The 25,725-nt window shown below is 44.4% G+C and carries 25 protein-coding genes; 10 read left to right on the forward strand and 15 right to left on the reverse strand.

The genetic code is table 11. The annotated features are described in order from the left end of the window. Positions 1-6: 6 nt before the first annotated feature. Positions 7-1,011, forward strand: a complete 1,005-nt coding sequence (locus IGJ25_RS07270; protein WP_086295013.1) for a sugar kinase — start codon at positions 7-9, stop codon at positions 1,009-1,011. 106 nt (positions 1,012-1,117) lie between these two features. Here the strand turns inward: IGJ25_RS07270 and IGJ25_RS07275 are convergent, their stop codons facing one another. The 8 genes from IGJ25_RS07275 to IGJ25_RS07310 all read right to left on the reverse strand — a co-directional run bounded on the left by IGJ25_RS07275 (position 1,118) and on the right by IGJ25_RS07310 (position 8,435). Continuing rightward, complete coding sequence (locus tag IGJ25_RS07275) at positions 1,118-1,696, reverse strand: TMEM175 family protein (RefSeq protein ID WP_438779224.1); 579 nt, start codon at positions 1,694-1,696, stop codon at positions 1,118-1,120. A gap of 99 nt (positions 1,697-1,795) precedes the next feature. Beyond that, positions 1,796-2,356 carry a TetR/AcrR family transcriptional regulator gene (locus tag IGJ25_RS07280; RefSeq protein ID WP_010747950.1) on the reverse strand — a complete coding sequence of 187 codons (561 nt, stop codon included), beginning with the start codon at positions 2,354-2,356 and terminating at the stop codon, positions 1,796-1,798. A 2-nt stretch (positions 2,357-2,358) separates the two neighbouring features. After that, positions 2,359-3,282 (reverse strand): phytoene/squalene synthase family protein, encoded by a 924-nt coding sequence (locus tag IGJ25_RS07285; protein WP_010747951.1) that lies wholly within the window; start codon positions 3,280-3,282, stop codon positions 2,359-2,361. Next, positions 3,272-4,759 (reverse strand): phytoene desaturase family protein, encoded by a 1,488-nt coding sequence (locus tag IGJ25_RS07290; protein ID WP_225000736.1) that lies wholly within the window; start codon positions 4,757-4,759, stop codon positions 3,272-3,274. Before IGJ25_RS07290 ends, IGJ25_RS07285 begins: the two co-directional genes overlap by 11 nt. Continuing rightward, complete coding sequence (locus tag IGJ25_RS07295; protein ID WP_005225713.1) at positions 4,756-5,472, reverse strand: ABC transporter ATP-binding protein; 717 nt, start codon at positions 5,470-5,472, stop codon at positions 4,756-4,758. Before IGJ25_RS07295 ends, IGJ25_RS07290 begins: the two co-directional genes overlap by 4 nt. 11 nt (positions 5,473-5,483) lie before the next feature. Beyond that, a complete protein-coding gene (locus IGJ25_RS07300; RefSeq protein ID WP_086338379.1) occupies positions 5,484-6,548 on the reverse strand; it encodes an ABC transporter permease in 1,065 nt (354 codons plus the stop codon). 314 nt (positions 6,549-6,862) lie between these two features. After that, a complete protein-coding gene (locus IGJ25_RS07305) occupies positions 6,863-7,522 on the reverse strand; it encodes an HD domain-containing protein (protein WP_005225715.1) in 660 nt (219 codons plus the stop codon). Then, positions 7,512-8,435 carry a dihydrodipicolinate synthase family protein gene (locus tag IGJ25_RS07310; RefSeq protein ID WP_225000737.1) on the reverse strand — a complete coding sequence of 308 codons (924 nt, stop codon included), beginning with the start codon at positions 8,433-8,435 and terminating at the stop codon, positions 7,512-7,514. Before IGJ25_RS07310 ends, IGJ25_RS07305 begins: the two co-directional genes overlap by 11 nt. Positions 8,436-8,771: 336 nt before the next feature. Between IGJ25_RS07310 and IGJ25_RS07315 the strand changes: the two genes are divergently transcribed. From IGJ25_RS07315 to IGJ25_RS07325, 3 genes are read left to right on the forward strand one after another with little or no spacing between them, the layout of a single operon-like run. Next, the gene (locus IGJ25_RS07315; protein ID WP_225000738.1) at positions 8,772-10,604 is read left to right on the forward strand and encodes a beta-glucoside-specific PTS transporter subunit IIABC; all 1,833 of its coding nucleotides are present in this window, start codon (positions 8,772-8,774) and stop codon (positions 10,602-10,604) included. Positions 10,605-10,651: 47 nt separating this feature from the next. Then, the gene (locus IGJ25_RS07320) at positions 10,652-12,115 is read left to right on the forward strand and encodes a glycoside hydrolase family 1 protein (protein ID WP_015509472.1); all 1,464 of its coding nucleotides are present in this window, start codon (positions 10,652-10,654) and stop codon (positions 12,113-12,115) included. Positions 12,116-12,135: 20 nt separating this feature from the next. Then, positions 12,136-12,984 carry a PRD domain-containing protein gene (locus tag IGJ25_RS07325; RefSeq protein WP_438779225.1) on the forward strand — a complete coding sequence of 283 codons (849 nt, stop codon included), beginning with the start codon at positions 12,136-12,138 and terminating at the stop codon, positions 12,982-12,984. A gap of 65 nt (positions 12,985-13,049) precedes the next feature. Here IGJ25_RS07325 and IGJ25_RS07330 read toward each other — a convergent pair whose 3' ends face one another. After that, positions 13,050-13,454, reverse strand: a complete 405-nt coding sequence (locus IGJ25_RS07330; protein WP_144055301.1) for an HIT family protein — start codon at positions 13,452-13,454, stop codon at positions 13,050-13,052. Between the two features lie 171 nt (positions 13,455-13,625). On the opposite strand from IGJ25_RS07330, the gene IGJ25_RS07335 reads away from it, so the two are divergent. The 4 genes from IGJ25_RS07335 (at position 13,626) to IGJ25_RS07350 (ending at position 16,498) form a co-directional block, all read left to right on the forward strand. Then, on the forward strand, positions 13,626-14,606 hold the full coding sequence (locus IGJ25_RS07335; protein WP_005225721.1) for an aldo/keto reductase: 981 nt from the start codon (positions 13,626-13,628) through the stop codon (positions 14,604-14,606). 75 nt (positions 14,607-14,681) lie between these two features. Then, entirely contained in the window at positions 14,682-15,089 is a 408-nt protein-coding gene (locus IGJ25_RS07340; protein WP_225000740.1) for a MerR family transcriptional regulator, read from the forward strand. A 60-nt stretch (positions 15,090-15,149) separates the two neighbouring features. After that, positions 15,150-15,710: an NAD(P)H-binding protein gene (locus tag IGJ25_RS07345; protein WP_225000741.1), complete on the forward strand. Its 561-nt coding sequence runs from the start codon at positions 15,150-15,152 to the stop codon at positions 15,708-15,710. A 164-nt stretch (positions 15,711-15,874) separates the two neighbouring features. Next, a complete protein-coding gene (locus IGJ25_RS07350; RefSeq protein ID WP_016610336.1) occupies positions 15,875-16,498 on the forward strand; it encodes a YitT family protein in 624 nt (207 codons plus the stop codon). A 102-nt stretch (positions 16,499-16,600) separates the two neighbouring features. Here IGJ25_RS07350 and IGJ25_RS07355 read toward each other — a convergent pair whose 3' ends face one another. Genes IGJ25_RS07355 through IGJ25_RS07370 form a run of 4 tightly spaced genes read right to left on the reverse strand, consistent with a single transcriptional unit; the run spans position 16,601 to position 19,680 of the window. Continuing rightward, a complete protein-coding gene (locus IGJ25_RS07355) occupies positions 16,601-17,365 on the reverse strand; it encodes an ABC transporter permease subunit (RefSeq protein ID WP_225000742.1) in 765 nt (254 codons plus the stop codon). Then, entirely contained in the window at positions 17,362-18,273 is a 912-nt protein-coding gene (locus IGJ25_RS07360; RefSeq protein ID WP_438779226.1) for an ATP-binding cassette domain-containing protein, read from the reverse strand. The genes IGJ25_RS07355 and IGJ25_RS07360 overlap by 4 nt, the downstream gene beginning before the upstream one ends. Continuing rightward, positions 18,270-18,497 carry a PLDc N-terminal domain-containing protein gene (locus IGJ25_RS07365; RefSeq protein WP_225000744.1) on the reverse strand — a complete coding sequence of 76 codons (228 nt, stop codon included), beginning with the start codon at positions 18,495-18,497 and terminating at the stop codon, positions 18,270-18,272. Before IGJ25_RS07365 ends, IGJ25_RS07360 begins: the two co-directional genes overlap by 4 nt. Next, on the reverse strand, positions 18,490-19,680 hold the full coding sequence (locus tag IGJ25_RS07370; RefSeq protein ID WP_225000745.1) for a helix-turn-helix domain-containing protein: 1,191 nt from the start codon (positions 19,678-19,680) through the stop codon (positions 18,490-18,492). The genes IGJ25_RS07365 and IGJ25_RS07370 overlap by 8 nt, the downstream gene beginning before the upstream one ends. A 170-nt stretch (positions 19,681-19,850) precedes the next feature. On the opposite strand from IGJ25_RS07370, the gene IGJ25_RS07375 reads away from it, so the two are divergent. Next, complete coding sequence (locus IGJ25_RS07375; protein WP_225000746.1) at positions 19,851-21,002, forward strand: glycerate kinase family protein; 1,152 nt, start codon at positions 19,851-19,853, stop codon at positions 21,000-21,002. 74 nt (positions 21,003-21,076) lie between these two features. Here the strand turns inward: IGJ25_RS07375 and IGJ25_RS07380 are convergent, their stop codons facing one another. After that, entirely contained in the window at positions 21,077-21,415 is a 339-nt protein-coding gene (locus tag IGJ25_RS07380; protein ID WP_225000747.1) for a RidA family protein, read from the reverse strand. A 268-nt stretch (positions 21,416-21,683) separates the two neighbouring features. Here IGJ25_RS07380 and IGJ25_RS07385 point away from each other — a divergent pair, with 268 nt between their 5' ends. Continuing rightward, positions 21,684-24,248: an HAD-IC family P-type ATPase gene (locus IGJ25_RS07385; RefSeq protein WP_123833876.1), complete on the forward strand. Its 2,565-nt coding sequence runs from the start codon at positions 21,684-21,686 to the stop codon at positions 24,246-24,248. 16 nt (positions 24,249-24,264) lie between these two features. Here IGJ25_RS07385 and IGJ25_RS07390 read toward each other — a convergent pair whose 3' ends face one another. Further along, positions 24,265-25,716, reverse strand: a complete 1,452-nt coding sequence (locus tag IGJ25_RS07390) for a helix-turn-helix domain-containing protein (RefSeq protein ID WP_438779227.1) — start codon at positions 25,714-25,716, stop codon at positions 24,265-24,267. Positions 25,717-25,725 lie beyond the last annotated feature (9 nt).

Consider the following 25,725-nt stretch of genomic DNA (forward strand, 5'->3'; position numbering starts at 1 on the left):
GGATCAATGATGCGGATCGGTGCTTACGGTGAGGTAATGATGCGGTTGACGCCACCAGAATATCGAACGTTGGAACAGACCCACTCTTTGCGAATGGATTTTACGGGAACAGGGGTCAATCTGTTAGGCAATTTGGCGCATTTCGGCTTGACGACGTCGATGCTGACGCAGGTGCCAGCCAACCGATTAGGAGATACGGCAAAAGCCAGCTTGCGTTCCTATGGGATTCAAACGGCATTTGTTGGCAAAAAATATAGTCATATCGGCAGTTATTTCGCCGAGATCGGCTACGGCGCTCGTCCAACCTATGTGACGTATCAAAATCGCCATCATAGTTCCTTTGGCGTTTCAGGTCCAGAAGAATATGCTATCGATGGATTTTTAGAAACGATCGATCTCATTCATATTTGCGGGATCTCTCTTAGTTTGACTGAGAAAACCTGGCAAACAGCTTTGGCTTTGGCGAAACAGGCCCATGCCAAGCAGATTCGCGTCTGCTTTGATTTCAACTTCCGTCCAAGCTTGAATGAAGAATTAAATCGGGAGGTACTGAAACAACGGTATGAAACGATCCTACCCTATTGTGACCTAGTTTTCGGGTCTGTCCGTGACTTGGAGGAGCTATTGGCTTATCCCTTAGAGGAAACAGAAGGCGCCGAGCTTGCATTGATCCAATCCTTTATTGACCAGTATCAATTAGAATGGTTCTGCGGGACACGGCGTCTAGCCGTGGAAGACAAGCAGTTTATCAGCGGAAGGATCATTACGGCACAAGATACCTATGAAACGGCACCGCAGCTGCTGCAAGTGTTGGATCGGATCGGGGCAGGGGATGCCTATGCTGCTGGCGTATTATTAGGCTATGCCGAAAAATGGTCGCTCCAACGCACCGCTGATTTTGCTATCACCAATGCAGTTTTGGCTCATACGATGCTGGGAGATGTCCCCTTAACCACCAAAGAACAAGTTGAACAAGTCTTACGGGCACCTGGGAAAGACTTGATTCGCTAGAAAAAACACTTGCGTCCTTCTCTTGATGGATGACTGTGCAAAAGTAGACCAATCGGCTGCTTGTGCGCAATCATTCACCGCTTTTAGGAGAAGGACGCAAATGTTTTTATTGTTTTAAAAAGGTTTCTACTTTTTTCTCAGGGATCACCCACAACAATAGCACGAGACTATCCAGTGTGATGATAAATAGGGGGTGGATCACCCAGCCGAGGAGCAATGCCAGCATGTTGATAAACAACGTAAAGTAGAGTTTCTTGTATCCGCGAAACAGTTCCACGATGGCTTGATTGTCAGGATTGGCACGAACCAAGGATTTTCCAACTAGGAAATAGCTGAAATCCGTCAATAAAATGACAGCCCCGTATAGTAGCTGTGGGGCAAGAGCGACTGGATAACGACTGACCCATGACGTTACAAAAGGAAAGAGGGTCAGTGCCAGAATCAACAAATGATTCGCCCACAAGGTCCAACCGTCGATTTTAGACACTACTTGAAATAGATGATGGTGATTGTTCCAGTAGATCGCTAACATCACAAAGCTGATCAAATAAATAATAAATTGCTGTTCCACTCCTAAAAAAGAAGCAAAGGTATCGCCTTCGGGCTGGTGCAATTCCAATACTAATAAGGTCATTACGATCGCAATGACCGCATCGGTAAAGGCTTCGATTCGATTTTTTGACATGTACATCCATCCTTTTAAGTTTCTGTTTACTGGATCAGTGTACGCGATTGTCAGAAATTCGTCGAATGATTATTCTCGGGACAAAAGCCAACGTTCCAGCTATTTCGCAATTGGCCCATTGCCTAGTGCACCGAATAAAAACAAATCGATCGCTTCTGGCATCTTGTCTTCTTTTTCTGGTGAGTCCAAATGAGCCGCCATCAGTACTAACAATTGACTGGTGACAAATTCTGGGTCGACATCCGAACGGAGATTGGAATCACTGCGACGAAACAAGTCAAGAAACGGTTCTTTATAATTTTTCCGCCAAAGCAAGTACAGTTTTTTAGAAGTGTCCTCAGAAACGGTATGCTGAATGTCGTGCATCATCATATAAAAATTGATCCGATGCCGACTTCTTAAAAAAAGAAACATGTTCAAGATTTTTTCAGAGATCGTCAAGGAAGTATCTTCAACGGTCTGATTTAGCTTTCCAGAAACCTCTTGTGCCAAAGAAACCATCACTTCATAATAGATGGCTTCTTTGCCTTTGAAGTGATAATAAAGATTGGGTTGGGTGATGCCGACGGCTTCTGCGATCTGTCTAGTAGAAGTTGCTTGATACCCCTGCTGCATAAACAGGTTCTCTGCGACTCGTAAAATTTTTTCTCGCAAGTTCAAAGTCAGCCCTCCCAACGTTCCTGACGAAGCATTTTTTTCGCGGTAAACAAAAGTTGGATTTTCCGTTGTTTCGGTACCGCTGTTTTTTCAGCAAATACTTGATAGTTGTTTTTGCGAATCACAGTCAAGATTTCCCGATAGATCAAAGCAGCTGCTAATAGAGCTTCACGGCAATCTTCATCGATTTGCGGCATCATGACAAAAGATTCTTGATAAAGCGTCTCTGCCAGTTGCGCCTCGTGTTCCCACATCTCGATAAACTGCGGGTTTTGATTGCCAGCTGCTAAAGCCTCTCGCGAAAGGTTGTATTGCGCCAAGACCGTTTGCGGCAAATAGATGCGGCCCATCCGCAGATCCTCGCCAATATCACGTAAAATATTGGTGCGCTGCATCGCTTCACCCAATTTGATGGCAGGCTCTTGAATCGCAGCGGCTGCTTGCGAGAGAATCGGCAAGAGCATCAGACCTACACTGCCAGCTACGTAGTAACTATAGTCAGAAAGCTCTTTTTCAGAGGTGGGTTGCTGGAAGTCAAGGTCTTGTTTTTGCCCCACCAATAGGTCGAAAAAGGGTTGGAATTGCAGATCAAACTGTTGGAAAGAAAGGGTCAATGCCCGCCAAATGGCTTCATCAGGATCTTCTTCCTTGACGGCTTGCGGCAAGTCGATCGTATCGTCTGATACTTGTTTTTGCATTTCTTCCAAGCGTTTTTTCATGGCTTCGATCAACAAGGGGTCTTGCTTTTCATCGACGGCATCATCGGCACGTCGGCAAAAGGCGTAGACGGCATAGACGGCGCGGGCTTTGTCTTTTGGCAATTGAGAAAAGGCGGTATGAAAATTTTTCGAATGCTTTTTTATGATGGCCTCACAGTATAAAAAATCGTTGTCGTATTCATCAAAGACGCTTAATGATTTAACGGTCATCTTTTAACAACTCCTCCACAGCTAACTTGGCACTTTGCATCACGATTGGCACACCCGCTCCTGGATGCGTACTGCTGCCGCAGAAGTATAGGCCTTCTGCATAATCAAATTTATTATGGGGACGATAGTAATTGCTTTGGGCTAAGGTCGGTTTCAAGCCAAATGTCGCACCGTTGTAGGCATTGAACCGATCATTGAACGTATCTGGCGTATACATTTTTTCATACACGATGTGTTCATCGATATCCGTAAAGATCGTTTTTTCTTTTAATAATCCAATGATCTGCTGGCGGTAGCTTTGGATCGTTTCATCCGTCCATTGATCAAATTTAGATAATTCAGGTACTGGGACTAAAACATAAAGACCTTCTTGACCATCAGGTGCTAAGGAAGCATCTTTCAGGGTTGGGCGATACAAGTAGAAGGAAGGATCTTCTGGCAGCTTACCAGCCTCGAAAAGATCATCTACATTGCGTTTGAAATCATTGGCAAAATAAATGCTGTGGAGTGCGCTATCTTCATATTTTTTGTCCAGACCTAAATAAAGCAAGAAACAAGAACAAGAATAATCCATCGAAGCGATTTTTTGATTGGTGTATTTGCCGCGTTTTGATTCATCAGGAATCAATCTTTCCATAGCATAAGGAAAATCAGCCGCACAAATCACGGCATCTGCGGTGATCGTTTCTCCATTGACACGAACGCCTTTGGTTTGCTTGTTTTCGATCAATAATTCATCGATCGGCGTATTGTAATGGATCGTACCGCCTAATTCTTGGAACAAACGTGCCATACCAGTGGCTAACGTATACATGCCGCCTTTGATGAAATAGACCCCATACATCAACTCGATCATAGGGATGATCGTATAAAGGGACGGCCCTTGGTAAGGGGAGACACCGATATACAAGGTTTGAAACGCCAATGATTTACGCAGGCGATCATCTTTGACAAATTTAGAAATGGAAGAGTAGGCGTCACTAAACGTTCGCAGCTTTAACCCTGCCCATAATGATTTGGGATTGTAAAAATCTCGCCATGTCCGAAACGACTTGGTGATGAAGGACTCTTTGGCGATCACATAGCGTTTGTAAATATCTGCTAAAAAGGCAAAATAGCCTTGAGCATCTTCTTCTGAGATCGCTTCTAGCGTTTTGGTCAATTCTACTAAGTCATTTGAGAAGGTCAGCGGTTCGTCTTGGGCAAAATACAGCTGCAGCATCGGATCGACTTTCTCCATAGGAATATAGTCATTCGGATCAACGCCAGCAAATTCAAACACTTCACGATAAATTTCAGGCATCATCACGATGGTGGGGCCCACATCAAAGGTAAAGCCGTTTTCCTTGATCTGATTCATTTTGCCCCCAGGTTGACCTTCTTTTTCGTAGAGGGTGACGTCATAGCCAAGTTTTTGCAAACGGACAGCAGCAGCTAATCCTGACACGCCCGCACCGACAACAATAATTTTTTTCATGCTTGCTCCTTCTGCGAATCATCTGATTCGGCTTCTTTTTTCGTGTGTTCTTTTTCTTCTAAAACGCCATCTTTCATGACGAGAACCCGATCACAATAATCTGTTAAACGGGTATCATGGGTCACCATAATGGTGGCTTTTTGTTTTTCTTTGGTTTCTTTTGCTAAGATTTTGACGACTTCGACGGCTTTTTTTGAATCAAGACTCGCCGTTGGTTCATCTGCCAATATGATGGTGGGATCATGATAGAGCGCTCGGGCAATAGCCACACGCTGTCTTTCACCACCAGAAAGTTCATCGGGGTATTTGTTCTGCAGCTTTTCGATCCCAAGTTGTTCAAACAATTCAGTTGCTGATTGCTCTTGGGTTTCTTTGCTGACCTTATCCACTAATTGGAGTTGCTTTTTGACCGTCAAAAAAGGGACAAGGTTGGAAGCTTGTAAAATAAAGCCGATCTTTTTGAAACGAGTTTTTGCCCGTTGCTTTTCTTTTTGTTTACTGAAGGGTTCGTCATTGATAAACACTTCGCCTTCAGAGGGGGCTTGCAGACCACCGGCGATCGTTAGAAAGGTACTTTTCCCAGAGCCAGAAGGACCGATGATGGCGACAAATTCGCCTTTTTCTACCGAAAAGTTGGTTTCTTTCAAGGCTTCAATTGTCGCATCCCCATCTTTAAATGATTTTTTGACTTGTTTGAATTCAATGGCACTCATGTTTTTTCCTCCTATCCGATTGCTTTCAATGGGTCGATTTTTACAATCGTTCGCACCGAGAAGAAAGCACCTAGCATCGCGATCAGAATCATCATGACACTGATACTAGCAAAGAATAATAGATTGATTTGGAATGGCACTGCCGCAGGTAACACGAGGGCGGTACCGATCGTTGCCAAACCACCGATCAAAACACCCGAGGTTGCCAATAAGAACGTTTGGGCGATCACCGAAAAAGCAATGTAGCGGCTAGAGATCCCTTGAGCTTTCATGACACCAAAAATTTCTGATTTTTGCATCGTTAACACATAGATAAAAATACCGATAACGATGGCAGCGATCACGATCAAGAACCCGATCATAAAGCCAAAGGTCAGCACTTGTGCGTTGTAACCAGGCAATTCATTAATAAATTTGCTGATATCCGTGGCGACCAGATCATCTGGCACTTCTTTGATTTTGCCACGAGTCACGATCGCGTTGATACGGGCATTTTCAGAATCATCTTCTTTTTCAAAACGAATTTCTTGATAGGCACCGATCGAGGTGTAGAGGACCGGAGCGACACTGAAGCGGGCGTTATCTGTAAAACCGACGATTTTTAATTTTTTGTCACTGCCTGCTAATTTGATGGTGTCACCAATGGAAATCCCGTATTCTTCCTCAATACTGCTGTCGGCGACCGCTTCATCATCTGAAGCAAACATCTCGCCATCGGTAATATTGGGTGCTAAAAATTGATCTGGATCAATGCCGAAAAAGGTGACATCGACTTTTTCACCGTTGCCTTCTTTGGTCACAACTCCAGCGGTTTGCGCCAAAACTGCTTTTTCTGGTGCATCGACTTCATCATAAAGACTGCGAGGAAGCATCGACATGTTTAAATTATCATTTGCTTCTTCGGTCAACAAAATTTGATCTGCCTCCCATTTGTCGACCGCCATCCGATTATCTTGAGCCAACCCATAAGCTAACCCAGTTAAAAAAAAGACCAAATAGGCGATTAAAAACATGACCCCTGTGACTAGGGCGTAACGCAATTTGGAATGGCGTATTTCATTGATTGCCAAAAACATAACGATTCCTCCTAATATTTTATCACTTGATAAAATAAAAATACCATTTTTTTTATTTTCAGCAAACTATCTTGCTTACAAAGAGTAAATTCGGTGAAAAAAGGAAGGTTATTTAGAAGGGGCGTCTGTTGATTGAAGAAAACCACTTGCTGCCCTTTGATTTGAATAGACGCGTAGGAGCAGCGAAGGGGCGGGGGATTTTAGTGGAGAAAGAACGTTTAGAATAACAGTAAAAGCCCTCTGATTCAGTGCAGACACAACTGCGGCGCTGAATCAGAGGGTTCCTATTTGAAGTCTGGTGCTGGATCAAAGTGTCAATCGTCAGTTTCTTTGCTTGTAGCGATAACTAACGGCACGATTTTTTCAAAGGAGTGACGGAAGCTTTCAGGTTGTGCTAATTTTTGATAGATGATCGCCAAACCGTCTTGGTTTTTGCGATAATCCAACCAAACCTTCAGCTCACTTTGAGGACCGTATTTCTTTGAAATGTACTGATACGCTTCATGATGCAATTGTTCTAAATCTGTCAGCTGCTTTTTCTCATAAGCAAAAAGCAAGGTTCGCTTGAGGATTCGCTCAAAATCTAAGTCGCGATCGGCTTCGGAAATAATTTTGCCATAAAGCGAGCGAGGCTCATAGGGCAGCGAGGCGCGATGATCTTCTACAGCTTCGCCGATCATTGAAATGACTGGAGGAGAGAAAAAGCGTGGCAACACAGCATCTTGTTCAACGATCTTGCGGGAATTGCTTTCGTGGTTTTTGCGGCCATAGAGCAAGCCGATATCATGGTAGGCAGCTACCGTATAGACGATATTCAGGTCAACGGGCAATGTTTCAGCAATTTCAAAACTATTTTGGATCACTTGGTGGACGTGCGCTGGGGAGTGACTGCTATCCAATTGGTTGTATTGCGGGATGATGGAGCTTTCAATATAGTGCTTTAGCTGTGGATCAATCGGTGCATCAATCTTCATTTGTCTGGTTCTCCTGCCTTTCATGTGCTAAATGAGGGGGAATTGAGCCAGTGCCAAACCGATCAATTGTTTCTAGACCTAGCGGCTGACGACAAAAGCCAAAGGGCTGTCCATCAATGGTGATTTGCTGCTTGAGCCACGGAAGGTAACTGATGGTATTGGTTGGATCGCCAGCAGCTGCTTGTTCCATATTCTGCCATTCATTCGACTTCGAAATCGTTGCATTACCTTGGAGTAACCTTTGCCAAATCACCTGGATCTCCTTGGGACAAAGGTTTCCTGCCATTGATGACAGCCCGTTAAACCCTAGTACGACCTTTTCCGCCAAGTCCGCTTCACCACCAGCATAAAAGCGAAAATCGGCAGCCGTCTTTGTTTTTAGTTGAGGCACTCGCTCCTTCCTGCCAGCTTCTTTTAAGCTGATCACCCGAGGGTCAGCGATCAAGGTCAAGAGACTTTCTGCAGATAAATCAAAGCCCGTGCGGCGGGGATTGTTGTATAAAATAACTGGTTTTTCGCAAGTATGGATCAATCCTTGAGCATAGAGCACGGCTTCCTTTTGGGTCAGGCAAAGATAAGGGGGAAAGCCTAAAACCACACCATCGATTCGGGGATTTTTGCTGATTGTTTCTGCCAACGCGAGCGTTTCATGAAATACGATGCCAGCTAAACCGAAGAGGACTTCGAAATCGGCTGCCCAGCTGGTTTCTTGCGCTAAGGCATGTAGAAGCTGTTTTTTTTCTGTTAAGGTCAATGAGTGCTGTTCACCGGTGGAGCCGCACACCAAAACCGATTTGATCCCTTGTTTTTGCAGTTGCAAGATATGGGCGATCGTCTTTTTTGTGTCAAGTCTTTCTGCATGATCAAATGCTGTTGGGACGGCAATATGCAATGAGTGATTCAATGAAGTCATCCGATTCATCCTTTCTTGTGATACGTTTAGCCAGCGATGTTCTTCTTGCTTCTGGTGCAAGCCAAGGAAGACGAAACAACTGATTATCCACTAAGTGTAGCAAACTTCTCGTTTCAGCAAAAGGCTTAGCAAAATATTTTTAAAACGGTGGTTGCGTTTTCAAATAAAGCATGGTATTATGCAAGTAATAAAACAGGCATGTGACTGGTAATGCAGGCAGGACCTATAAAAAACATGGAAGGGATCGTTGGATTCCGTTCAATGTTTTTGTAGGTGCTGCCTGCTTTTTTCTTTGTTTGGCCAACAAAGGAAAACTAATTAAAGGAGAAGAAAATTATGAATGTAAAAGAAACGGCAACTGCCATCGTTGAGTTGATTGGCGGAAAAGAAAATATCGCACATTTGGAACATTGCTCCACACGCTTGCGCTTTACCTTAAAAGACAATAGCCTCGTACAAAAAGATGCCTTGGAAAAAGTCGATGGCGTGATTGGGGTGCGACAAAATGTCCAATGCCAAGTCATCATCGGCAATGATGTCGTCGAAGTGTATGATGAGGTTATGAACGTGTTAGGTCATGAGCTAACAGCGGATGGAGGAAGTGAAGGCAAACAAAAACAATCGTGGGGTGCGGTCCTGCTTGATTTTATTATCTCGATTTTTCAACCGTTGATTCCAGCAGTCGCTGGAGGGGGCGTCTTGAAATCCTTACTGTTACTTGCTTCTGTCACTGGATTGATGGACAATACGAGCCAGACGTATCAAATTTTGAATCTGATCGGTGGCGCACCATTGTATTTCTTACCGATTTTAGTGGCGATCACCACGGCAAATAAATTAAAGGTCAACCAATTGGTGGCGGTTTCCGCTGTCGGTGCCTTGATTTTGCCTGAACTAACGACACTATTGACAGATGGCGCAGCCTTCATGGGCTTCGGTTTACAAAATATCGCCTATGCGTCACAAGTATTTCCAGCCATTTTAACGGTTTTATTTTACGCTCAAATTGAAAAGCTGTTTACCCGAATCTCACCAAAACCGATCCGTATCTTCTTTGTTCCAATGATGAGCTTAGTTATTACGGTTCCAGTTGCTTTATTGATTTTAGGCCCATTAGGCTTTGAAGTCGGAACGATTTTTTCAGCAGCGATCATTTGGCTGTATGCCCATTTAGGTTGGGTGGCAACAGGGATCTTAGCCGCTGTTTTACCATTGATGGTGGTTACAGGCATGCACAAAGCCATGATTCCCTATGCTGTTTCGTCTATGAGTGAGATGGGGGCAGAGCTGTTATACTTGCCTGCCTCATTGGCACATAACATTGCAGAAGCTGGTGCTTGTTTTGCGGTGAGTGTTCGGACCAAAGACCAAAAACTTCGTTCAACCGCTGTTTCTGCAGGCATCTCCGCCCTTTTTGGCATCACCGAGCCTGCTTTGTATGGGGTGACGATCCTGCATAAACGAGTGCTTTACGGCGTGATGGCTTCCAGCCTAGTTGGTGGAGCGGTGGCTGGTTTGTTTGCCATCAAGGCATTCGCATTAGTTGGCCCTGGTCTAGCAAGTATCACTATGTTCGTGGATGAAGCCAACCCGATGAATCTTGTGTGGGCATTGGTCACGTTAGGGGTATCCTTTGCTGTTTCCTTTGTCCTTGTCCTTTTCTTATTCAAAGACAAAGTGGTAGAAAATAAGACGACGGTTGCCGATCCCAAAGCCGAAGTATTGAGCAAACCAGTAGATGGGCAAGTGGTAGCTTTATCTGAAGTCAACGATGAAGTCTTTTCAAGCGGTATGATCGGAGAAGGGTTCGGCATCATCCCGACGTCTGGCGAATTGATCGCACCTGAAGATGGCGAGATCACGATGTTGTTTGAAACCAACCATGCGATCGGGTTAAAAACCCGCAATGGCGCAGAATTGCTCTTTCATATCGGCTTGGATACCGTTCAACTAGAAAGCAAACACTTTACCCCTTACGTAAAAGCGGGGGATCGAGTGAAACAAGGGCAACCGCTGATCCAATTTGATCTAGATGCCATCAAAGCAGCTGGTTTTGATCCAATCGTGATCTGTGTGGTCACCAATCAAGAAAACTTTACAGTCAAAACGATCGAATCAACCGATGAGCAAAGCGACCAAGGTGTCCTATCGATCGCACCACTCGTCTAAACAAATGAGCAATGCAATAAAAACAATGTAAAAAGGGGATTGAAAAAATGACTGAAACAACTTTTCCAAAGGACTTCTTATGGGGTGGCGCTATCGCCGCAAATCAAGTAGAAGGAGGTTGGAATCTTGGCGGCAAAGGCTTGTCGGTGGCGGATGTGGCGACCTACAAACCTCATGTCGATAACAAAGATTATGCGGCGCACATGAGCGTGACCGTAGAAGCCGTCAAAGAAGCGATGGCAGATCCAACAGATACCATCTATCCAAAACGGCGAGGAATCGATTTCTATCACCGCTATCCAGAAGATTTGGCTTTGTTTGCGGAGATGGGCTTTAAAGTGTTGCGATTGTCGATTGCGTGGACCCGTTTGTTCCCAACCGGAGAAGAAACGACACCCAATCAAGAAGGGATCGCTTTTTACCGCAATGTCTTTCAAGAAATGCAGCGCTTGGGGATCAAACCGATCGTAACGTTGTCTCACTATGAAATGCCGCTAGCCCTTAGCTTGAAGTACAATGGCTGGGTGGAACGTAAAGTAATCGATGACTTTGTCCGCTTTGCAACCGTCTGTTTCGAAGAATTTGGGGAGTATGTGGAATATTGGCTGACCTTTAACGAAATCGACAGTATCCATCGTCATCCCTTTACAACAGCAGGCATCATTCCAGAACAATCAGAAGCAGGCAAAGAAGAGCAAGAGGTGTATCAAGCGCTCCATCACCAATTTGTTGCCAGCTCATTAGTGACCAAAATCGCTCATGAGAAAAACCCAAACAATAAAGTTGGCTGTATGTTAACGAAACTAATGACGTATCCATTGACTTGTGACCCATTGGATGTTGAATTGACCTTAAAGAAAAACTTGGAAAATGATTTTTATGCGGACGTTCAAGTCAAAGGGGCTTATCCGCGAATGATTGAAAAAGATCTGGAAAAACGCGGGATCAAGATTGAAATGGCACCAGAAGACCGCCAAATCTTGAAAGATCACACCGTTGATTTTCTTTCCTTTAGTTATTATATGTCTATGGCCGAATCAGGTGATCCAAATGCCGAACGGACACCGGGCAATACGGTTTTAGGGGTAAAAAATCCCAAGCTGCCATCAACTGAATGGGGCTGGCAGATCGATCCTAAAGGCTTGAAAATCTCCTTGCTTTCATTGTATGATCGGTATCAAGTGCCATTAATGATCGTTGAAAATGGTATGGGCGCCGTTGATGTCCTTGAAGACGGCCAAGTGCATGATCCGTATCGGGTCGATTATTTCAAGGCACACTTCAAACAAATGAAGGAAGCCATCGATGAAGGGGTCGATTTGATTGGTTATACTTCTTGGGCACCGATCGATCTGGTCAGTGCTGGTACGTCACAAGTGACGAAACGCTATGGCTTCATTTATGTGGATGCCGATGATGAAGGAAACGGCAGTTATGACCGTTTGAAAAAAGATTCCTTCGACTGGTACAAAGAAGTGATCGCCACCAATGGCGCAAGTTTGGCAGAATAAACAGTGAGGAGCGAGAGTGCATGATTTACATCAAGAAAGTCTTAAATTCAAGTGTCGTACTTGTTGATAAGGAAGGCCAAGAAATGATTGCACTTGGGAAAGGCATCGGCTATGGAAAGAAAGTCGGCGACAGCATAGCCGATACCCAGATCGATCAAGTTTTTCTGCCAATCGATGAAAAAAAATCAGGTCAGTTTGCCGATTTAGTGGATGAGATTCCGTTGTACTATTTTGAAATGACCAAAGAAATCGTCCAGCTGGCGCAAAAAATGCTGCCATATCCGCTAAATTCAACGATTTACCTCACCTTATCGGATCACTTGCACTTTGCTGTAGAACGTCAGCAAAAAGGCTTGAGTGTGACGAATCGGCTCTATTGGGAAATCAAGAATTACTATACAGATGAATTTCGAGCCGCCGAACGGGCACTACGTTTGTTGAAAGAGAAGTATCATATTGAGCTGCCAGAAGAAGAAGCCTCCAATATCGCGTTTCATTTGATCAATGCCCAGTCGAACACCGAGGAAAATCAAGATGGGTTGAAAAAGGCCAAATTGATCGGGTTGATCGTCAATATGGTGCGCTACTCGATCCAGCAAGACGTCAACACCAATTCGATCCATTACAATCGCTTTATCACCCACGTGCGTTTCTTCGTTGACCGATTCTTTTTGGATGGGCTGCTGCAAGAAGAAGATGAAGGACTATACCGTCAAATGTGGGCTCTTTATCCGAATGCTATGGAGATTGCGACAAAAGTCAAAGCCTATATCGATAAAGAATACCAAACGAAGATCCCTGTCAATGAAATCGTCTATCTAGGCGTTCATATCAATCGATTGATGAATCATTCAGCGATCAATTCCTAAGCGTCCTCATTTTAACAAACATAAACAAGCCGTTTCCCTTTGCTGGAGAAACGGCTTGTTTGTGTTTAGTAGGCTTGCTTGTTAGGAATCACGCCTCGAACGCCGCCTTTTGGCTGCTCCACGTCGCCTTGGTAGCGTGGGATCAAATGACAATGGCAATGAAAGACCGTCTGTCCAGCAGCCTCCCCGCAATTGAAGCCGATGTTGAAGCCGTCTGGTCGATAGGTTTCCAATAAATAAGCTTTGCCTTCCTGCAACAAAGCCTGCAAGTCTTGTAATTCCTCTTGGGTGAGAGCAAAATAATCCCTGCGATGCGCTTTGGGGATCAATAGCAAGTGTCCAGGGGTGACGGGGTACTTATCAGCGATCGCATAAAAGCGTTCGTTTTCAATGATCGCATGTTTTGAGGCAGTACAAAAAATACAAGTCAAAATCTTTCGCTCCTTTTTCTTGGCTTGATAGCGTATCAATACTTATCTTTAGTGTACCAAAAGCTGATTTGAAATGAAACGCACGACAAAAAGCATGTCCTTTTGAGTCAATTGACAGTAAAATAAAAAAAAGTTTATAGATTCGCTTGACTTAGAGTGCACTTCAACCTGTATGCTTAGTGTAACTTAAAAAAACAGGAGGACGTACAAATGGACTATGTAAAATTTGGCAATACAGGACTTGATGTGTCACCTTTGTGTTTAGGGACAATGGGATTTGGCGATCCCAACAGCGGGTTTCATGAGTGGGTGTTAGAAGAAGACGACAGTCGTGAAGTCATCAAAAAAGCCTTGGATCTGGGCATCAACTTTTTTGATACGGCAAATGTCTATTCTTATGGAGCGAGCGAAGAAATCGTCGGTCGAGCATTGAATGATTTTGCACCACGAGATGAGATCGTGGTTGCCACAAAACTGTATTCAAAAATGAAACAGCGACCTAACAGTGGAGGCTTATCCCGAAAAGCGATTTTTTATCAAGTTGAACAAAGCTTAAAACGCCTGCAAATGGACTACATTGATTTGTATATCATCCATCGTTGGGATTACCACACGCCAATTGAAGAAACCATGAAGGCATTACATGATTTGGTAGTTTCAGGAAAAGTACGCTATATCGGCGCATCTGCGATGTACGCTTGGCAATTTGCCAAAGCACAAGCAGTCGCTGAAAAAAATGGCTGGACCAAATTTGTTTCGATGCAAAATCACTTGAACTTGCTTTATCGAGAAGAAGAGCGAGAAATGATGCCCTTGTGTGCCGATCAAAAAATTGCCGTGACGCCATATAGCCCATTGGCTGCCGGACGGTTAACAAGAGATTGGGGTGCAGAGACCAAACGGTACTTAACGGATAAAACCGCCAATCAAAAGTACGACAAAACGATGGAACAAGACCGAGAGATCGTGGCGCGGGTCGCACAGATCGCTGACAAACACCAAAGCAAACGGGCGCAAATCGCCTTGGCTTGGTTATTACAAAAAGAACAAGTGGTCGCACCAATTATCGGCGCAACAAAAGAAAGCCATTTATTGGATGCTTTACCTGCCCTTGATCTAAAGCTGACTGCCGAAGAGATTGCGTATTTGGAAGAGCCATACTTGCCTCATGCAGTGGTAGGAGCGGAATAACGAGTAACAAAAGGGCTTCCGGCTCGTAGCATACAAAACGATCTAGGAAAAAATGCAAAACAAGGAAGTGAAGCCATGAATATCAAAAAAGTCAGTGAAGTGAGCGGCGTCTCAGCTGATACCATCCGTTACTATGAAAAGATTGGGCTGATTCCGGCGGTCAAACGCAATAAAAACGGTGTTCGTGAATTTGATGATGACGACTTAAAATGGATCACCTTTACCAGGCAAATGCGCAACGCTGGACTATCGATTGATGGCCTGAGTCATTACCTGGCTTTATTTGAAGAAGGGCGAGGGACGGTTCCTGAGCGCAAGCAGCTGTTAGCCGAACAAATTGCAGTTTTGCGGGAGAAAATCTCAGATATGACGGAAGCTGTTGAACGTTTAGAATACAAATTGGAACATTACGACGAGCATGTTCTGCCGACTGAAGAACGACTGCGTCAACGCAAAGCCAATCTCGTCAACCAGACTTTATGACAAGCCATTTTTTCTACTCAAAGAACGAGGCTTGAATTTTTCAAAAATGAAAGGGAGCTTATGAAACGACTTGCGATTTTAGGTGCTGCTGGCACGATCGGTCAGCGATCACGGCAAAAACTTTTGGAAAGAACCAATCGACCACTCGTACTCTATGCCCGCCGTGCAACGGAGCGTTTGCATGAGATCGATGCTGCGCGTGAGACGATCATTGATGGTGACTTTCTCGATTTAGGACGGCTCGTTCGGGCATTGCAAGGCTGCCAGTCGGTTTTTTTGACGGATATCCATGATCCTCGGGCAACGCTGCGGGTGATCGAGGCAATGAAATTAGCACAGGTCAACCAATTGATCAGTGTCGCACCCGAAAAAAGAATTTGTACATCGGCGGCATTGAAGCAATTGGCAGACTTAACAGCGCCTTTTCTTGCCCCTGAAAAGCATCAGCTGCTCTTGCAGCAAAAAAATCGCTTAATGTCCTACCAATTGATTGTAGGCTCAGAGTTGGCTGTTCGCTTTGTTCATTTGCCATCAATGGAAGAATGCATGTTACAGCCAGGGGGATGGCAAGAAGCAGTCGCAGAAGAAATGCTTGCGATGTATCACTGCTATACAGCCTAAAGCCTGTGCATTTGTGATGAAAACCAACATGCTTTCTTGAAGTTCAGAATCATTTTTTTCATGTTTTCATGAAAAAAATGGTTCTTTCTTTTGAGCTTTTTTTGATAGAATAGACAGAAGCTTTTATCCATAAAATTAGTTGCCAGATTGAAAGGAGAACGTTGATGGAATCACTTATCAAAAAAAATCTTGCTTTATTGCTTGGGGTGCTGTGGATCTGCATCGCATTAAACTTTTTCCTTTTGCCTCACAGTATTGCTTCTGCTGGTGTTGGGTCGATCGGCTACCTGATCGAAACCGGCTGGTCGATCAATCGTCATATCGTTGTCTGGGGGATTAATTTATTGATGCTGGCGTTGGCATTTTTGCTTTTAAAGCGAGAGGTCTTTGTCAATACGGTTATCGGCAGTCTGGCATTTCCCGTTCTTCTGGCGCTTTTACCAGAGATCATGCTCTTGCGTTTTTATTCTGTTTCCTTGATTTTAGGTAGTTTCTTCTTTAGCTTCGGTATTTTTTCACTTTATAAAATCGGTGCTTCCAATGGTGGGGTCACGATTCCGCCGCTGATTTTGGAAAAATACTATGGCATTCGAAAGTCTAGTGGTGTCTTCTTAACCAATCTGATCATCATCTTGTTGAATCTCCTGATTTTTTCTTGGCAAGAAGCCCTCATTTCCGCTTTCTCTATCTATTTGATTGCCTTTTTCATGCGCTTCTTTATGCGGATCGAGCAAAAAACACAGGCAAAAAAAGCAGTGAACGTTCAAGAAACAGCAGAACTAGAATAAACTAGCAGAAGCAAACCATCGGTGCAACAGGTAGTGACCCCCAAGAGTTAGACGAAACGTTTACCTATAGGAGGTCAGTACAACATTTGCACCGATGGTTTTTTAATAGTTTCTTTTTCTCAAAACAGCAATAGCCCCCGCTAGGCAGCTGATGATCAATAAGCAACTCAGCAGCAGCGCTGGCAGCAGTTCTCCTAGTTTGATTTGGTTGGTTAAGTAGTTAGGAAATTGGCTGGAAAGGGAATAAGGGTTCCAATTTGTTAATTGGCTCCACAAACTACCTAACAGTCCGATCAGATAACAGGCGCCAATAAACAACAGTCCTTGATAGATGCTTTTAGCAAAGCTGGAACCTAGCAGCAGGATGCTGATTGCTAGTAAACCAAACAGCCAATAGCTGAACAATGCGCTAGGGACTTGAGCAGCGCTGGAATCATCGAAATAAATCATCGTATAAAAAGCACTGACACTGGCACTTAGGAGGTAACTCAAAGACCACAGAATCGTTAAATAGCCAGCTTTGGCACAGACGATCGTCGTTTTCGGTAATCCTTTCGTAATCAGCTGAATAAAGGTCCCTTGGGCTATTTCGGCAGAGAGCGTATCGGTAAAAAGAACTACAAATACCAACAGACCAATCGTTCCAATATTGTTGTAAAATTGCAGCCATGCATCGATCGCAGTCGGATCAGCAATCGTGACCTCAATCGATTCTGGCATCATGCTGGCCATCAAATCGGGCATGATTTTCGCGGTAAAGGGAGAGAGCATACCAATCAGCGCAAACAGAATCAAACAAATCAGCAGTTTTTTGCTGCGAAGACCACCGAGAAATTCTTTCTTTAAGAAAACAAGAAACACCTTCATTTGATCACCTCCAAATAAATCGCCTCTAAAGTCGGTTCGATCCGTTGAAAGGATTCAGGTACTATCTGTTGTTCATTGAGCAATCGCAGCAACTGCTTTCCAACATTCGTGTCGGCAGTTTCGTCGATCAGTAATTGATTGTTCTTTCTTTCCGCCGCAATGCCGTGGGATGCTAACAGATTGGCAAATTTCGAATGGTCACCTTCGTTGGTAAAGACAATCCCAAAGGCGGTTTTTCGATAACGTTTTTTTAAGGAATCCATCGGTTCAAACGCCTGGATCTGGCCTTTGTGCAAAATCGCAATGTAATCTGACAGCTGCTCGACATCTGCGAGAATATGGGATGAAAAAAGAACTGTCGTTTCTTCTTTGATTTTAGCCAATACATCAAGAAAGGCCTTGCGACCTAAAGGATCGAGTGCAGAGGTCGGCTCATCACAAATCAAGATAGCTGGTCGGTTGATCAATGCTTGAGCTAATCCAAGACGCTGCTTCATGCCTCGAGAAAAGCCAGCGATTTTTTGTTTCGAAGCTTTCAGGCCTACCAACGCTAAAACTTCCATCACCCGCTGAGGCTGAAAAGGTTCTTGATTGGGCTGGATCTTTCCGCAAAAAGTCAAATATTCTACAGCTATCATAAACGAGTAAAACTGCGGTACATCTGGTAAATAGCCGATCCAGCGATTGGTCTTGGCTGAGCCGAATAGTACCACTTCGCCGCAAACGGTGATTTCTCCTTCATCAATGGGGAGCAATCCTAAAATCGCCTTCATGGTTGTTGTTTTGCCAGCGCCGTTTTCCCCGACAAACCCTACGACGCTGCCCTTTGGAACCGAAAAGGTTAGGTCTTGCAGCACTTGCTTGCGCCCAAAACGCTTGGATAAATGGTTGATCTCGATCATCTTCATTGTTGGTCCTCTTTTCCGAAAGCAAAATAAAGGATAGGACCGATCAGGCTAACAAAACAGGCGATGAAAAGCCAAAGAATGCGGGAGCCGAATTTAAACTGTTCTTGTTTTAAAATATCGCGAACCGCCAAGACGATTAAGACCATTTGCAAAACAATCAAGGGGATCAGTACGGGCAAATAATCAGACATATTTTTTGGTATATTTAGTGAAACACTATTCATGTGAAGCTCTCCTTTGTGGCTCATTTTCTTGTTCGGACAGTTTTTGCAGCTGCTGAAATAATTCTTCAAATAGTGGTTGCTTCAGATAAGGTTCAAATAATGGTGTGAACTGCGCGATTTCGAGAAATTGCTTTTTGACATTGTCTGAGTTCCGCGGGATCTGACTGCCTAATTCTAATTCGCTGATCCACTCATCGATGCTGTTGAAATAATCGTCTCCTTTCAAAACGATTTCTTCAGGCGTGTCTGCTAATGTTTTGACATACAGTGTTAATGCTTGCAGCAATAAGCTTTCTTTTCCTAAAGCCGCAAACGAAACCATCCCAGCGGCTAGAAAATTCAGTAAAGAGAGGGGATGCAGCTGGGCCAGTTGGAAGCTCTCGCTGAGTGCCAGCCCACGTGCAAAGGTTTTTTCCAGCTGCTCCTCGTCTTGTGTGAGCATTGCCAAATAATTTGTCAGTAAGCTCATAAAAAGAATCAAGTATTGGTAAATCGCACTTTGCGTCACAATCTCAGCTTGCTGCAACTGATTTTTTTGCTGAAATGCGGCGGCAATCAACGGTTCGCTAGGTAAAAAAGAGAGAGTTTTCGTGCCAAGGATCGCCAAGACCTCATCGGGCTTGTTTCTCATCAACAGACAATAGGCTTCGATTTGTTGCGCTTGTTGTGCCAACGCATTGTCACCATGCGCAATGATCCGTTGATAAAGGATTTCTGCTTCTTTCAAATAGGTAGTTTTCTTCGCTTCCATCAAGGCTTCTTCAGAGGGGTGCCCTTCTGTGCTATCTGCTACAGGGACATCTGGCAAAAGATCCCAATGATTTAAGTAAAAGGAGCCCATCTGTAACAAGAACGGGTAACAAGAGTAATACCGTTTGGTAAAACTTTGTGCCAGCGCGAGGACTTCGCTTGGGTTTTTTGTTTGAAAGGCGTCTTTTAGTAATTGATAGATTCGCTGGATCTCTTTAGGAGATAGCTGCGAGTCCAAAATCAATAATTCATCGACACTGCAATCAAAATACGCTGCTAATAAGGGCAGCGAGGTGATATCTGGATAAGACTGTCCCGTTTCCCATTTCGAAACGGATGCTTTGGACACATTCATAAACACTGCTAATTCTTGCTGGGTAATACCTCGTTGTTTTCTTCTCCGAGCGATTTCCTCGCCAATTGGTAAGTCCATAGTGCACCTCCGATAGGTTTGTTTGGTATACTTCTATCATAAGAGGAGAAGAGATGACTTACAATGGATTACTAGTTAATTTTTGGTTGATTTAATTAACTACAAGTTGATTATAAGGCGAAGTATTCCAACTTTTGGGAAAGAGATGATCGTAAATGAGAGGTAGAAAAATGAAAGTTGTAGCAGCGATCGATTCCTTCAAAGGAAGTGCCACTTCCGCAGAACTAAATCAAGCGGTCTTAAGCGGGTTTTCAGACCATTGGGAAACACGCAGTATCCCAATCGCTGATGGGGGAGAAGGGTCAATGGCAGCAGTCATTGCTGCGCTAGGAGGCAATTACGAAACGGTTTCAGTGACCGCTCCATTAGGCGGTAAGTTGCAAGCCCGTATGTTGGTCACCAAAATCAAGGAAGAAAAAATTGCCCTGATTGAATCTGCAGAAGTGATTGGGTTGCAACTCGTGGAACCTAGTGACGAGACCACCCGCAATAGCTCTTCTTTTGGTTTAGGCCAAATGGTCTTAGCGGCTTGCAGGCAAGGTGTGAAAAAAATTTACCTGACCCTTGGCGGTAGCGGCACTTCTGATGGGGGTGTAGGCTTTTTACTTGCGCTTGGAGCAACCATTCAAAGAAACGAGCGAATGGAAAACAATCCTTTGCTGCAAGCAGAATCTCTGGCGCTCAGCCAGTTGAACCCTCTGCTTGCACAAATTGACCTATTTGCATTGGCCGATGTAACGAATCCCTATTTTGGCAATCAGGGATTTGCGCAGGTTTTTGGTCCGCAAAAAGGGGCATCCCAAGAAACGATCCAGCAGTTGGATCAGCAGGCAAAGCGCTTGGCTGAGCACATCAAGCGGACCACGGGGATCGATCTGGAAGTCCCTGGTGCTGGTGCGGCAGGTGGGCTTGGTGGTGCTGTTCGTTTGGCAGGTGGTCAATTGGTTCCTGGATTTGCGACGATCGCTTCATTGGTTGGATTTGAGGAAAAAATCAAAGAAGCAGATTTGTTGATCACGGGTGAAGGACGCATCGATGGGCAAACCGCTGGGGGAAAAGTACCCTATGGCGTCGCGTTGCTCGCCCACAAACATCAGGTCCCGGTTGTTGCCATCTGCGGCTCCCGAAGTGACGATCTAGGAAAACTGCCGCAACTACTATCTGCCGTCTTTTGTATCCAGCAAGGTCCGATTTCGTTGACAGAAGCGATGGAGAAAAAGCGAACCTTAGTGAATGCTCAACAGACTGCTCAAGCCATCGCTGGTTTTGTGGAACAGTGGCAAAAAAAGACTGAATCAGACGCTTCAAATAGGACTGAATAAGAAGATAACACCAAAAAAACTTCGTATTGGCTACTGCCTTTTGTACGAAGTTTTTTTGGTGTTTTTCTCTGTGCTTAAGCCAAGGTAGCTTGTGCATCCATCTCTACTTTAAATTCAGGGGCAACCAAGGCGGCAACGATGACGAGACTCATGGCTGGTTTGTTTTCTGCCAAAATAGTTGTAAACGCCGTACGGACAGCAGCTAAGTAGGCAGCATCTGTTAAAAAGACGGTCATTTTGACCACTGATGACCAGGACAGTTGATTGGCTGATAGAAGCTGTTCGATCTTTTTCAAAACGATGGTTGTTTGCTCCTGCGGGTCCTCAGGTGTGGCTCCGTCTTGCGACGGCGTTTGACCAGAAATGAAAAGAAAAGGTCCTTGAGCGATTTTTGTATCGGTATAGATTGCCATTTCTTTGGCTCCTTTCGTCTATCTTGGCTTTGGATGATGGGACAGATAGAAATTGATTGGGTGTGTCCTAGTTTACTTGATTCCACCTGCAAAAACAATCAACGGACGTTTTCAGTTGGTTGTGTGAAGCCACGCGACCAAGCCGCTCTTCCCCTTTAAGAAAAGCACTCATTTTTTTCAGGCTCCGCTGAAATTATCGCCAGAATTTTATGGTTTCAATGTCTTATACTATGTTCAGATCAAATAAATAAACAAGGAGGAAAAAAATATGAATTGGTACAAAAACACAACAGAAGAACTATTACACACGTTGCAAACAACACGGCAGGGCCTTTCCTCCGAAGAACGCAACCAGCGTTTAGCAAAGCAAGGTGAAAATAAAATTACTGAGGCAGCGCAGATCCCCACATGGAAGAAAGTCGGCAAGCACTTTACCGACTTACTGATGTTGGTCTTGATCGTCGCAGCCGTCTTAAAAGGGATTTCTGGTGATTATATCGAAAGCGGCATTATTATGGCGGTCGTCGTCATCAATGGATTCGTCGGCTACTGGCAAGAGCGCAAAGCCCAAGAATCACTGGATGGATTGAAGCAGTTCATGGGGCAAGAAGCAACGATTTATGTTCACGGCCGCAAAAAGAAAATTGCTGTTTCTTCTTTAGTAAATGGAGATTTAGTCGTTTTAGGACCAGGAGATGTTGTACCAGCAGATATGCGCTTGATCGAAACCCATGATCTTGTGATTGAAGAGTCGATTTTAACTGGCGAATCTGAGCCTGTTCAAAAAATGACCGAGCCTATTACTCAAGAAAGTACGATTGGCGACCAGCGGAACATGGCGTTTTCTGGTACCCATGTAGAAAGCGGAACTGCCAGCGGGATCGTCGTTGAGACAGGCGACGATACGCAAATCGGCCAGATCAATCAAGCAATTCAGTCTGTGAAAGCGCAAGAAACTCCGTTGATCAAAAAAATGAAGCAATTAAATCACCAAATCTTTAAAGGCATTATCGGATTAGTGGTTTTCTTGATCTTCTTTACTACCTTCCGCTACGGCTTTGATCTTGATCTCTTGTTCTCATCAGGTATCGCCTTAGTGGTAGCGATGATTCCTGAGGGCTTGCCAGCCGTGCTAACCATGATTTTATCGATGGGTGTCAAGGAAATGTCTGAGGAGCAAGCAATCATCAAAACGATGCCATCAGTGGAGACACTAGGTGCCATGACGGTGATTTGTTCAGACAAAACAGGAACCTTGACCAAAAATGAAATGACGGTCGTCGATGTTTTAGTTGAGTCAAACGTGGATAAAGCAACGGTGCTTGATATCATGGCAAATTGTCAAGACTTGAAGCAAGACGAAGGACAAAAGGCTGCGGATCTCGTTGGGAACCCAACCGAAAAAGCCTTGTTACAATACGCAGAATCAGCGCAGCAACCATTGCGTAAAACAGTCGATAAGATTCCTTTTAGTTCCTCTTACAAGTACATGGCAACACGCCATCAAAATCAAGAAGAGCCGAATGCCTCGGTAGTTTTTGTCAAAGGTGCGCCCGAAGTGTTGCTTGAGAAAAGCCAACTGACTTCAGATCAAAAGCAATGGTGGTTAGATGAAAGTGCAAAATTAGCAGCGAAAGGGCAGCGGCTGATCGGCTTTGCGCATCTGACGCTGTCGGCACAGGAGTCCTTGTCCCACGAAGGGCTAACCAATTTAACCTTTGTCGGGATCGCTGGTATCATTGATCCTCCGAAAGACAGTGCCATCAAAGCAGTAAAAGAGTGCTTGCAAGCGGGCATCCAAGTCAAAATGATCACAGGAGACCATGGCAAGACCGCTCAAGCCATCGGCAAGCAAATTGGCTTGAAGCACACGAATCACGTGTTGGAAGGGCTAGAAATCGATCTGTTGTCGGAGGAAGAATTGCAGCAAGCAGTCCAAAAGACAGACATCTTTGCTCGAACGACCCCTGAGCATAAATTACGGATCGTTAGTGCTTTGCAGGCGAATGAAGAGATCGTCGGAATGACCGGTGATGGCGTAAACGATGCACCAGCGCTGAAAAAAGCCGATATTGGGATCGCTATGGGGATCAAAGGCAGTGAAGTAACCAAGCAAGCAGCCGATATGGTTTTGGCAGACGATAATTTTCATACGATCGCCAATGCCGTCCGAGTGGGTCGTCGAATCTACGATAATTTGAAGAAAACCATCAACTTCTTCTTACCAACTGCGGTTGCCCAAGGATTGATCGTTATTGCGGCACTCTTGTTGAACCGACCACTGCCACTGACACCTGTCCAAATTTTATGGGTAAATATGGTGACAACGATCACGCTTTCTTACGCACTCGGTTTTGAAAAGGCAAGTGCGGATGTCATGAATCGACCACCACGGCCAATCAAAGAAGGCATCTTATCTTGGTACAGCTTGTTCCGCATCTTCTACGTCTCGCTGTTGATCATGATTCCTTCTTACGTCTTAGCGGTTCAATTTGAGGGAACGGTCCTTCAGCAAAGCATGCTGCTGCAAAGTATCGTCTTTGCCCAAGCGGTCTACTTGTTGAACTGTCGAGAGCTGGTCAAACCAGCCTTGAATCGCCAACTGTTTGCCAACCGAGCGCTATTCGTTTCTCTTTCACTGCTGATCGTATTACAGGCAGCGATTTTCCTAACCCCTCTTGGACACCAGCTTTTAGGGATCGGTTCTTTGACCTTGATGCAGCAGTTGAGTATCGCTGCTAACGGCGCACTCCTTTTCGCAGTCGTTGAGGGTGAGAAATTTATTACGAATAAGCTGCAAGGACGGCAAAAAGCCGCTCCAGTGAAGCAGTAGCGGCAGCTTGATGATTCTAACGATAGCTTAAATAATAGGTTTGGATGAGCTCAGTCACTTGATTGAGCTCATTTTTCGTCGGTACCATCGATAAGTAAAAAACTGGAACAGATACTTCCTCTAAAGGGAAATTTGAGAGAATAAAATCAACCTCGATTTCCGCCAACGCTTCTAGTTGACCAGGCTCGATCGCCGATAAAAGGATGCGGGCACCGAGGAAGTCATTCAATTCTTGCAGGAGGTAAGCTTTCCAGGCGGGCTCACCTTGGAAAACAAAATACCCTTTTGCGCGAATGGGATTGATTTGTAAAATCGCTTGTTGGATCAGTAAGGTGGTGGTTGACAATAATGGAAAACTCATTTCCGATTGACTGGCTGTTTGCTCTTCTAAAAAGTCATGGATCGTCGCTTCGATCGATAGCGAATAGGGTTGATTTAACCGTTGGATCTCGTGAAATTCTAGCCCGAACAATTCTGAGAGCTTGGCTGACTCTTGCGATTTGATCAAAAGCAACAGCAGGTTCTCAATCAGTTGTGTATCACTAGCTAAAGACAACTGCAACAAGCGGTCTAGTTTTCCAACAAAATGTGTCGTTTTCTGATAAATGGTTTGGTAGGATTCAAGGGTTGCTTGGATCGTTGCGGACCAGTCGTTATTGTAGTTCCAACTTTCTAAGAAGTAGTAGAAGCTAAAGAAGTGTTCGCTGCGTTCTAAATAAACGCCTTCTTTTTGATACAGCTGGCTTAATGGCTGTTGGAAAAGGCTATAAAGGGGATCGTTCCCCTGAAATTCAAAGGAATCGATACGGCAATTGGCTTTGATGCGAATCGTATTGATAAAAAACCAGCAGGTACCGTAGATTTGTTCCACTTCGATCTGCAGCTTGGCTTTTGCTAAGCGATCCAAGAAATGATAATAGTGGGACTCATGAATCGTATATTCTTCAAAAAAGTAATTGTTATGGGTGTATGGCAGTAACAGGCGATGAAAAAAAACACGGATGTTGATCTCACTTCCTTCAAAGCGGATCATGCGATTGGTGATCCGAATCCGCAACGAAAAATCAGTGAGACTTTTGTTTAATTTTGTCACATGTCGTCGCAAGGTCTCATAGGATGTCCCTGTTTGGCTAAGAATATCTTGCGTACGGAGTTCGCTGGAAAAAAGCAATGCTTTCATCAAAGAAACACCGATCGATTGAGGGAAAAACGTTTCCCAGAGCTGACTCATCAACAATGGCCCATCATGGGTCAGAGCAAAGCCACTACTGGCAGCTTCGATCTGCCAACCATCAGGCAATTGTTGGCGAATATAGGTTAGATCGGAAAAAACGGTTCGCTCCGTCGTATCGATCAATTTTGCTAGTTGCTTGGCAGTGATCATTTTGTGATTCGCCAGTTGTTCCAAGAGAAGGATCTGACGTAATAAATCCTTCTCCGTAATGATTTTTTTCATCATCCAATCCATGACAAAAAC

This window comes from Enterococcus sp. DIV0240d, from assembly GCF_051711245.1.
In the GTDB taxonomy this organism is placed as follows: Bacteria; Bacillota; Bacilli; order Lactobacillales; family Enterococcaceae; genus Enterococcus_D; species Enterococcus_D casseliflavus.

What these genes read in the sequence shown, in the direction of transcription:
- IGJ25_RS07285 (WP_010747951.1), bottom strand. Translation starts at nt 3,282, where the DNA reads ATGACCGTTAAATCATTAAGCGTCTTTGATGAATACGACAACGATTTT.
- IGJ25_RS07320 (WP_015509472.1), top strand. Translation starts at nt 10,652, where the DNA reads ATGACTGAAACAACTTTTCCAAAGGACTTCTTATGGGGTGGCGCTATC.
- IGJ25_RS07295 (WP_005225713.1), bottom strand. Translation starts at nt 5,472, where the DNA reads ATGAGTGCCATTGAATTCAAACAAGTCAAAAAATCATTTAAAGATGGG.
- IGJ25_RS07270 (WP_086295013.1), top strand. Translation starts at nt 7, where the DNA reads ATGATGCGGATCGGTGCTTACGGTGAGGTAATGATGCGGTTGACGCCA.
- IGJ25_RS07350 (WP_016610336.1), top strand. Translation starts at nt 15,875, where the DNA reads ATGGAATCACTTATCAAAAAAAATCTTGCTTTATTGCTTGGGGTGCTG.
- IGJ25_RS07345 (WP_225000741.1), top strand. Translation starts at nt 15,150, where the DNA reads ATGAAACGACTTGCGATTTTAGGTGCTGCTGGCACGATCGGTCAGCGA.
- IGJ25_RS07390 (WP_438779227.1), bottom strand. Translation starts at nt 25,716, where the DNA reads ATGGATTGGATGATGAAAAAAATCATTACGGAGAAGGATTTATTACGT.
- IGJ25_RS07380 (WP_225000747.1), bottom strand. Translation starts at nt 21,415, where the DNA reads ATGGCAATCTATACCGATACAAAAATCGCTCAAGGACCTTTTCTTTTC.
- IGJ25_RS07310 (WP_225000737.1), bottom strand. Translation starts at nt 8,435, where the DNA reads ATGACTTCATTGAATCACTCATTGCATATTGCCGTCCCAACAGCATTT.
- IGJ25_RS07305 (WP_005225715.1), bottom strand. Translation starts at nt 7,522, where the DNA reads ATGAAGATTGATGCACCGATTGATCCACAGCTAAAGCACTATATTGAA.
- IGJ25_RS07335 (WP_005225721.1), top strand. Translation starts at nt 13,626, where the DNA reads ATGGACTATGTAAAATTTGGCAATACAGGACTTGATGTGTCACCTTTG.
- IGJ25_RS07355 (WP_225000742.1), bottom strand. Translation starts at nt 17,365, where the DNA reads ATGAAGGTGTTTCTTGTTTTCTTAAAGAAAGAATTTCTCGGTGGTCTT.
- IGJ25_RS07290 (WP_225000736.1), bottom strand. Translation starts at nt 4,759, where the DNA reads ATGAAAAAAATTATTGTTGTCGGTGCGGGCGTGTCAGGATTAGCTGCT.
- IGJ25_RS07340 (WP_225000740.1), top strand. Translation starts at nt 14,682, where the DNA reads ATGAATATCAAAAAAGTCAGTGAAGTGAGCGGCGTCTCAGCTGATACC.
- IGJ25_RS07300 (WP_086338379.1), bottom strand. Translation starts at nt 6,548, where the DNA reads ATGTTTTTGGCAATCAATGAAATACGCCATTCCAAATTGCGTTACGCC.
- IGJ25_RS07325 (WP_438779225.1), top strand. Translation starts at nt 12,136, where the DNA reads ATGATTTACATCAAGAAAGTCTTAAATTCAAGTGTCGTACTTGTTGAT.
- IGJ25_RS07385 (WP_123833876.1), top strand. Translation starts at nt 21,684, where the DNA reads ATGAATTGGTACAAAAACACAACAGAAGAACTATTACACACGTTGCAA.
- IGJ25_RS07365 (WP_225000744.1), bottom strand. Translation starts at nt 18,497, where the DNA reads ATGAATAGTGTTTCACTAAATATACCAAAAAATATGTCTGATTATTTG.
- IGJ25_RS07315 (WP_225000738.1), top strand. Translation starts at nt 8,772, where the DNA reads ATGAATGTAAAAGAAACGGCAACTGCCATCGTTGAGTTGATTGGCGGA.
- IGJ25_RS07275 (WP_438779224.1), bottom strand. Translation starts at nt 1,696, where the DNA reads ATGTCAAAAAATCGAATCGAAGCCTTTACCGATGCGGTCATTGCGATC.
- IGJ25_RS07370 (WP_225000745.1), bottom strand. Translation starts at nt 19,680, where the DNA reads ATGGACTTACCAATTGGCGAGGAAATCGCTCGGAGAAGAAAACAACGA.
- IGJ25_RS07360 (WP_438779226.1), bottom strand. Translation starts at nt 18,273, where the DNA reads ATGAAGATGATCGAGATCAACCATTTATCCAAGCGTTTTGGGCGCAAG.
- IGJ25_RS07375 (WP_225000746.1), top strand. Translation starts at nt 19,851, where the DNA reads ATGAAAGTTGTAGCAGCGATCGATTCCTTCAAAGGAAGTGCCACTTCC.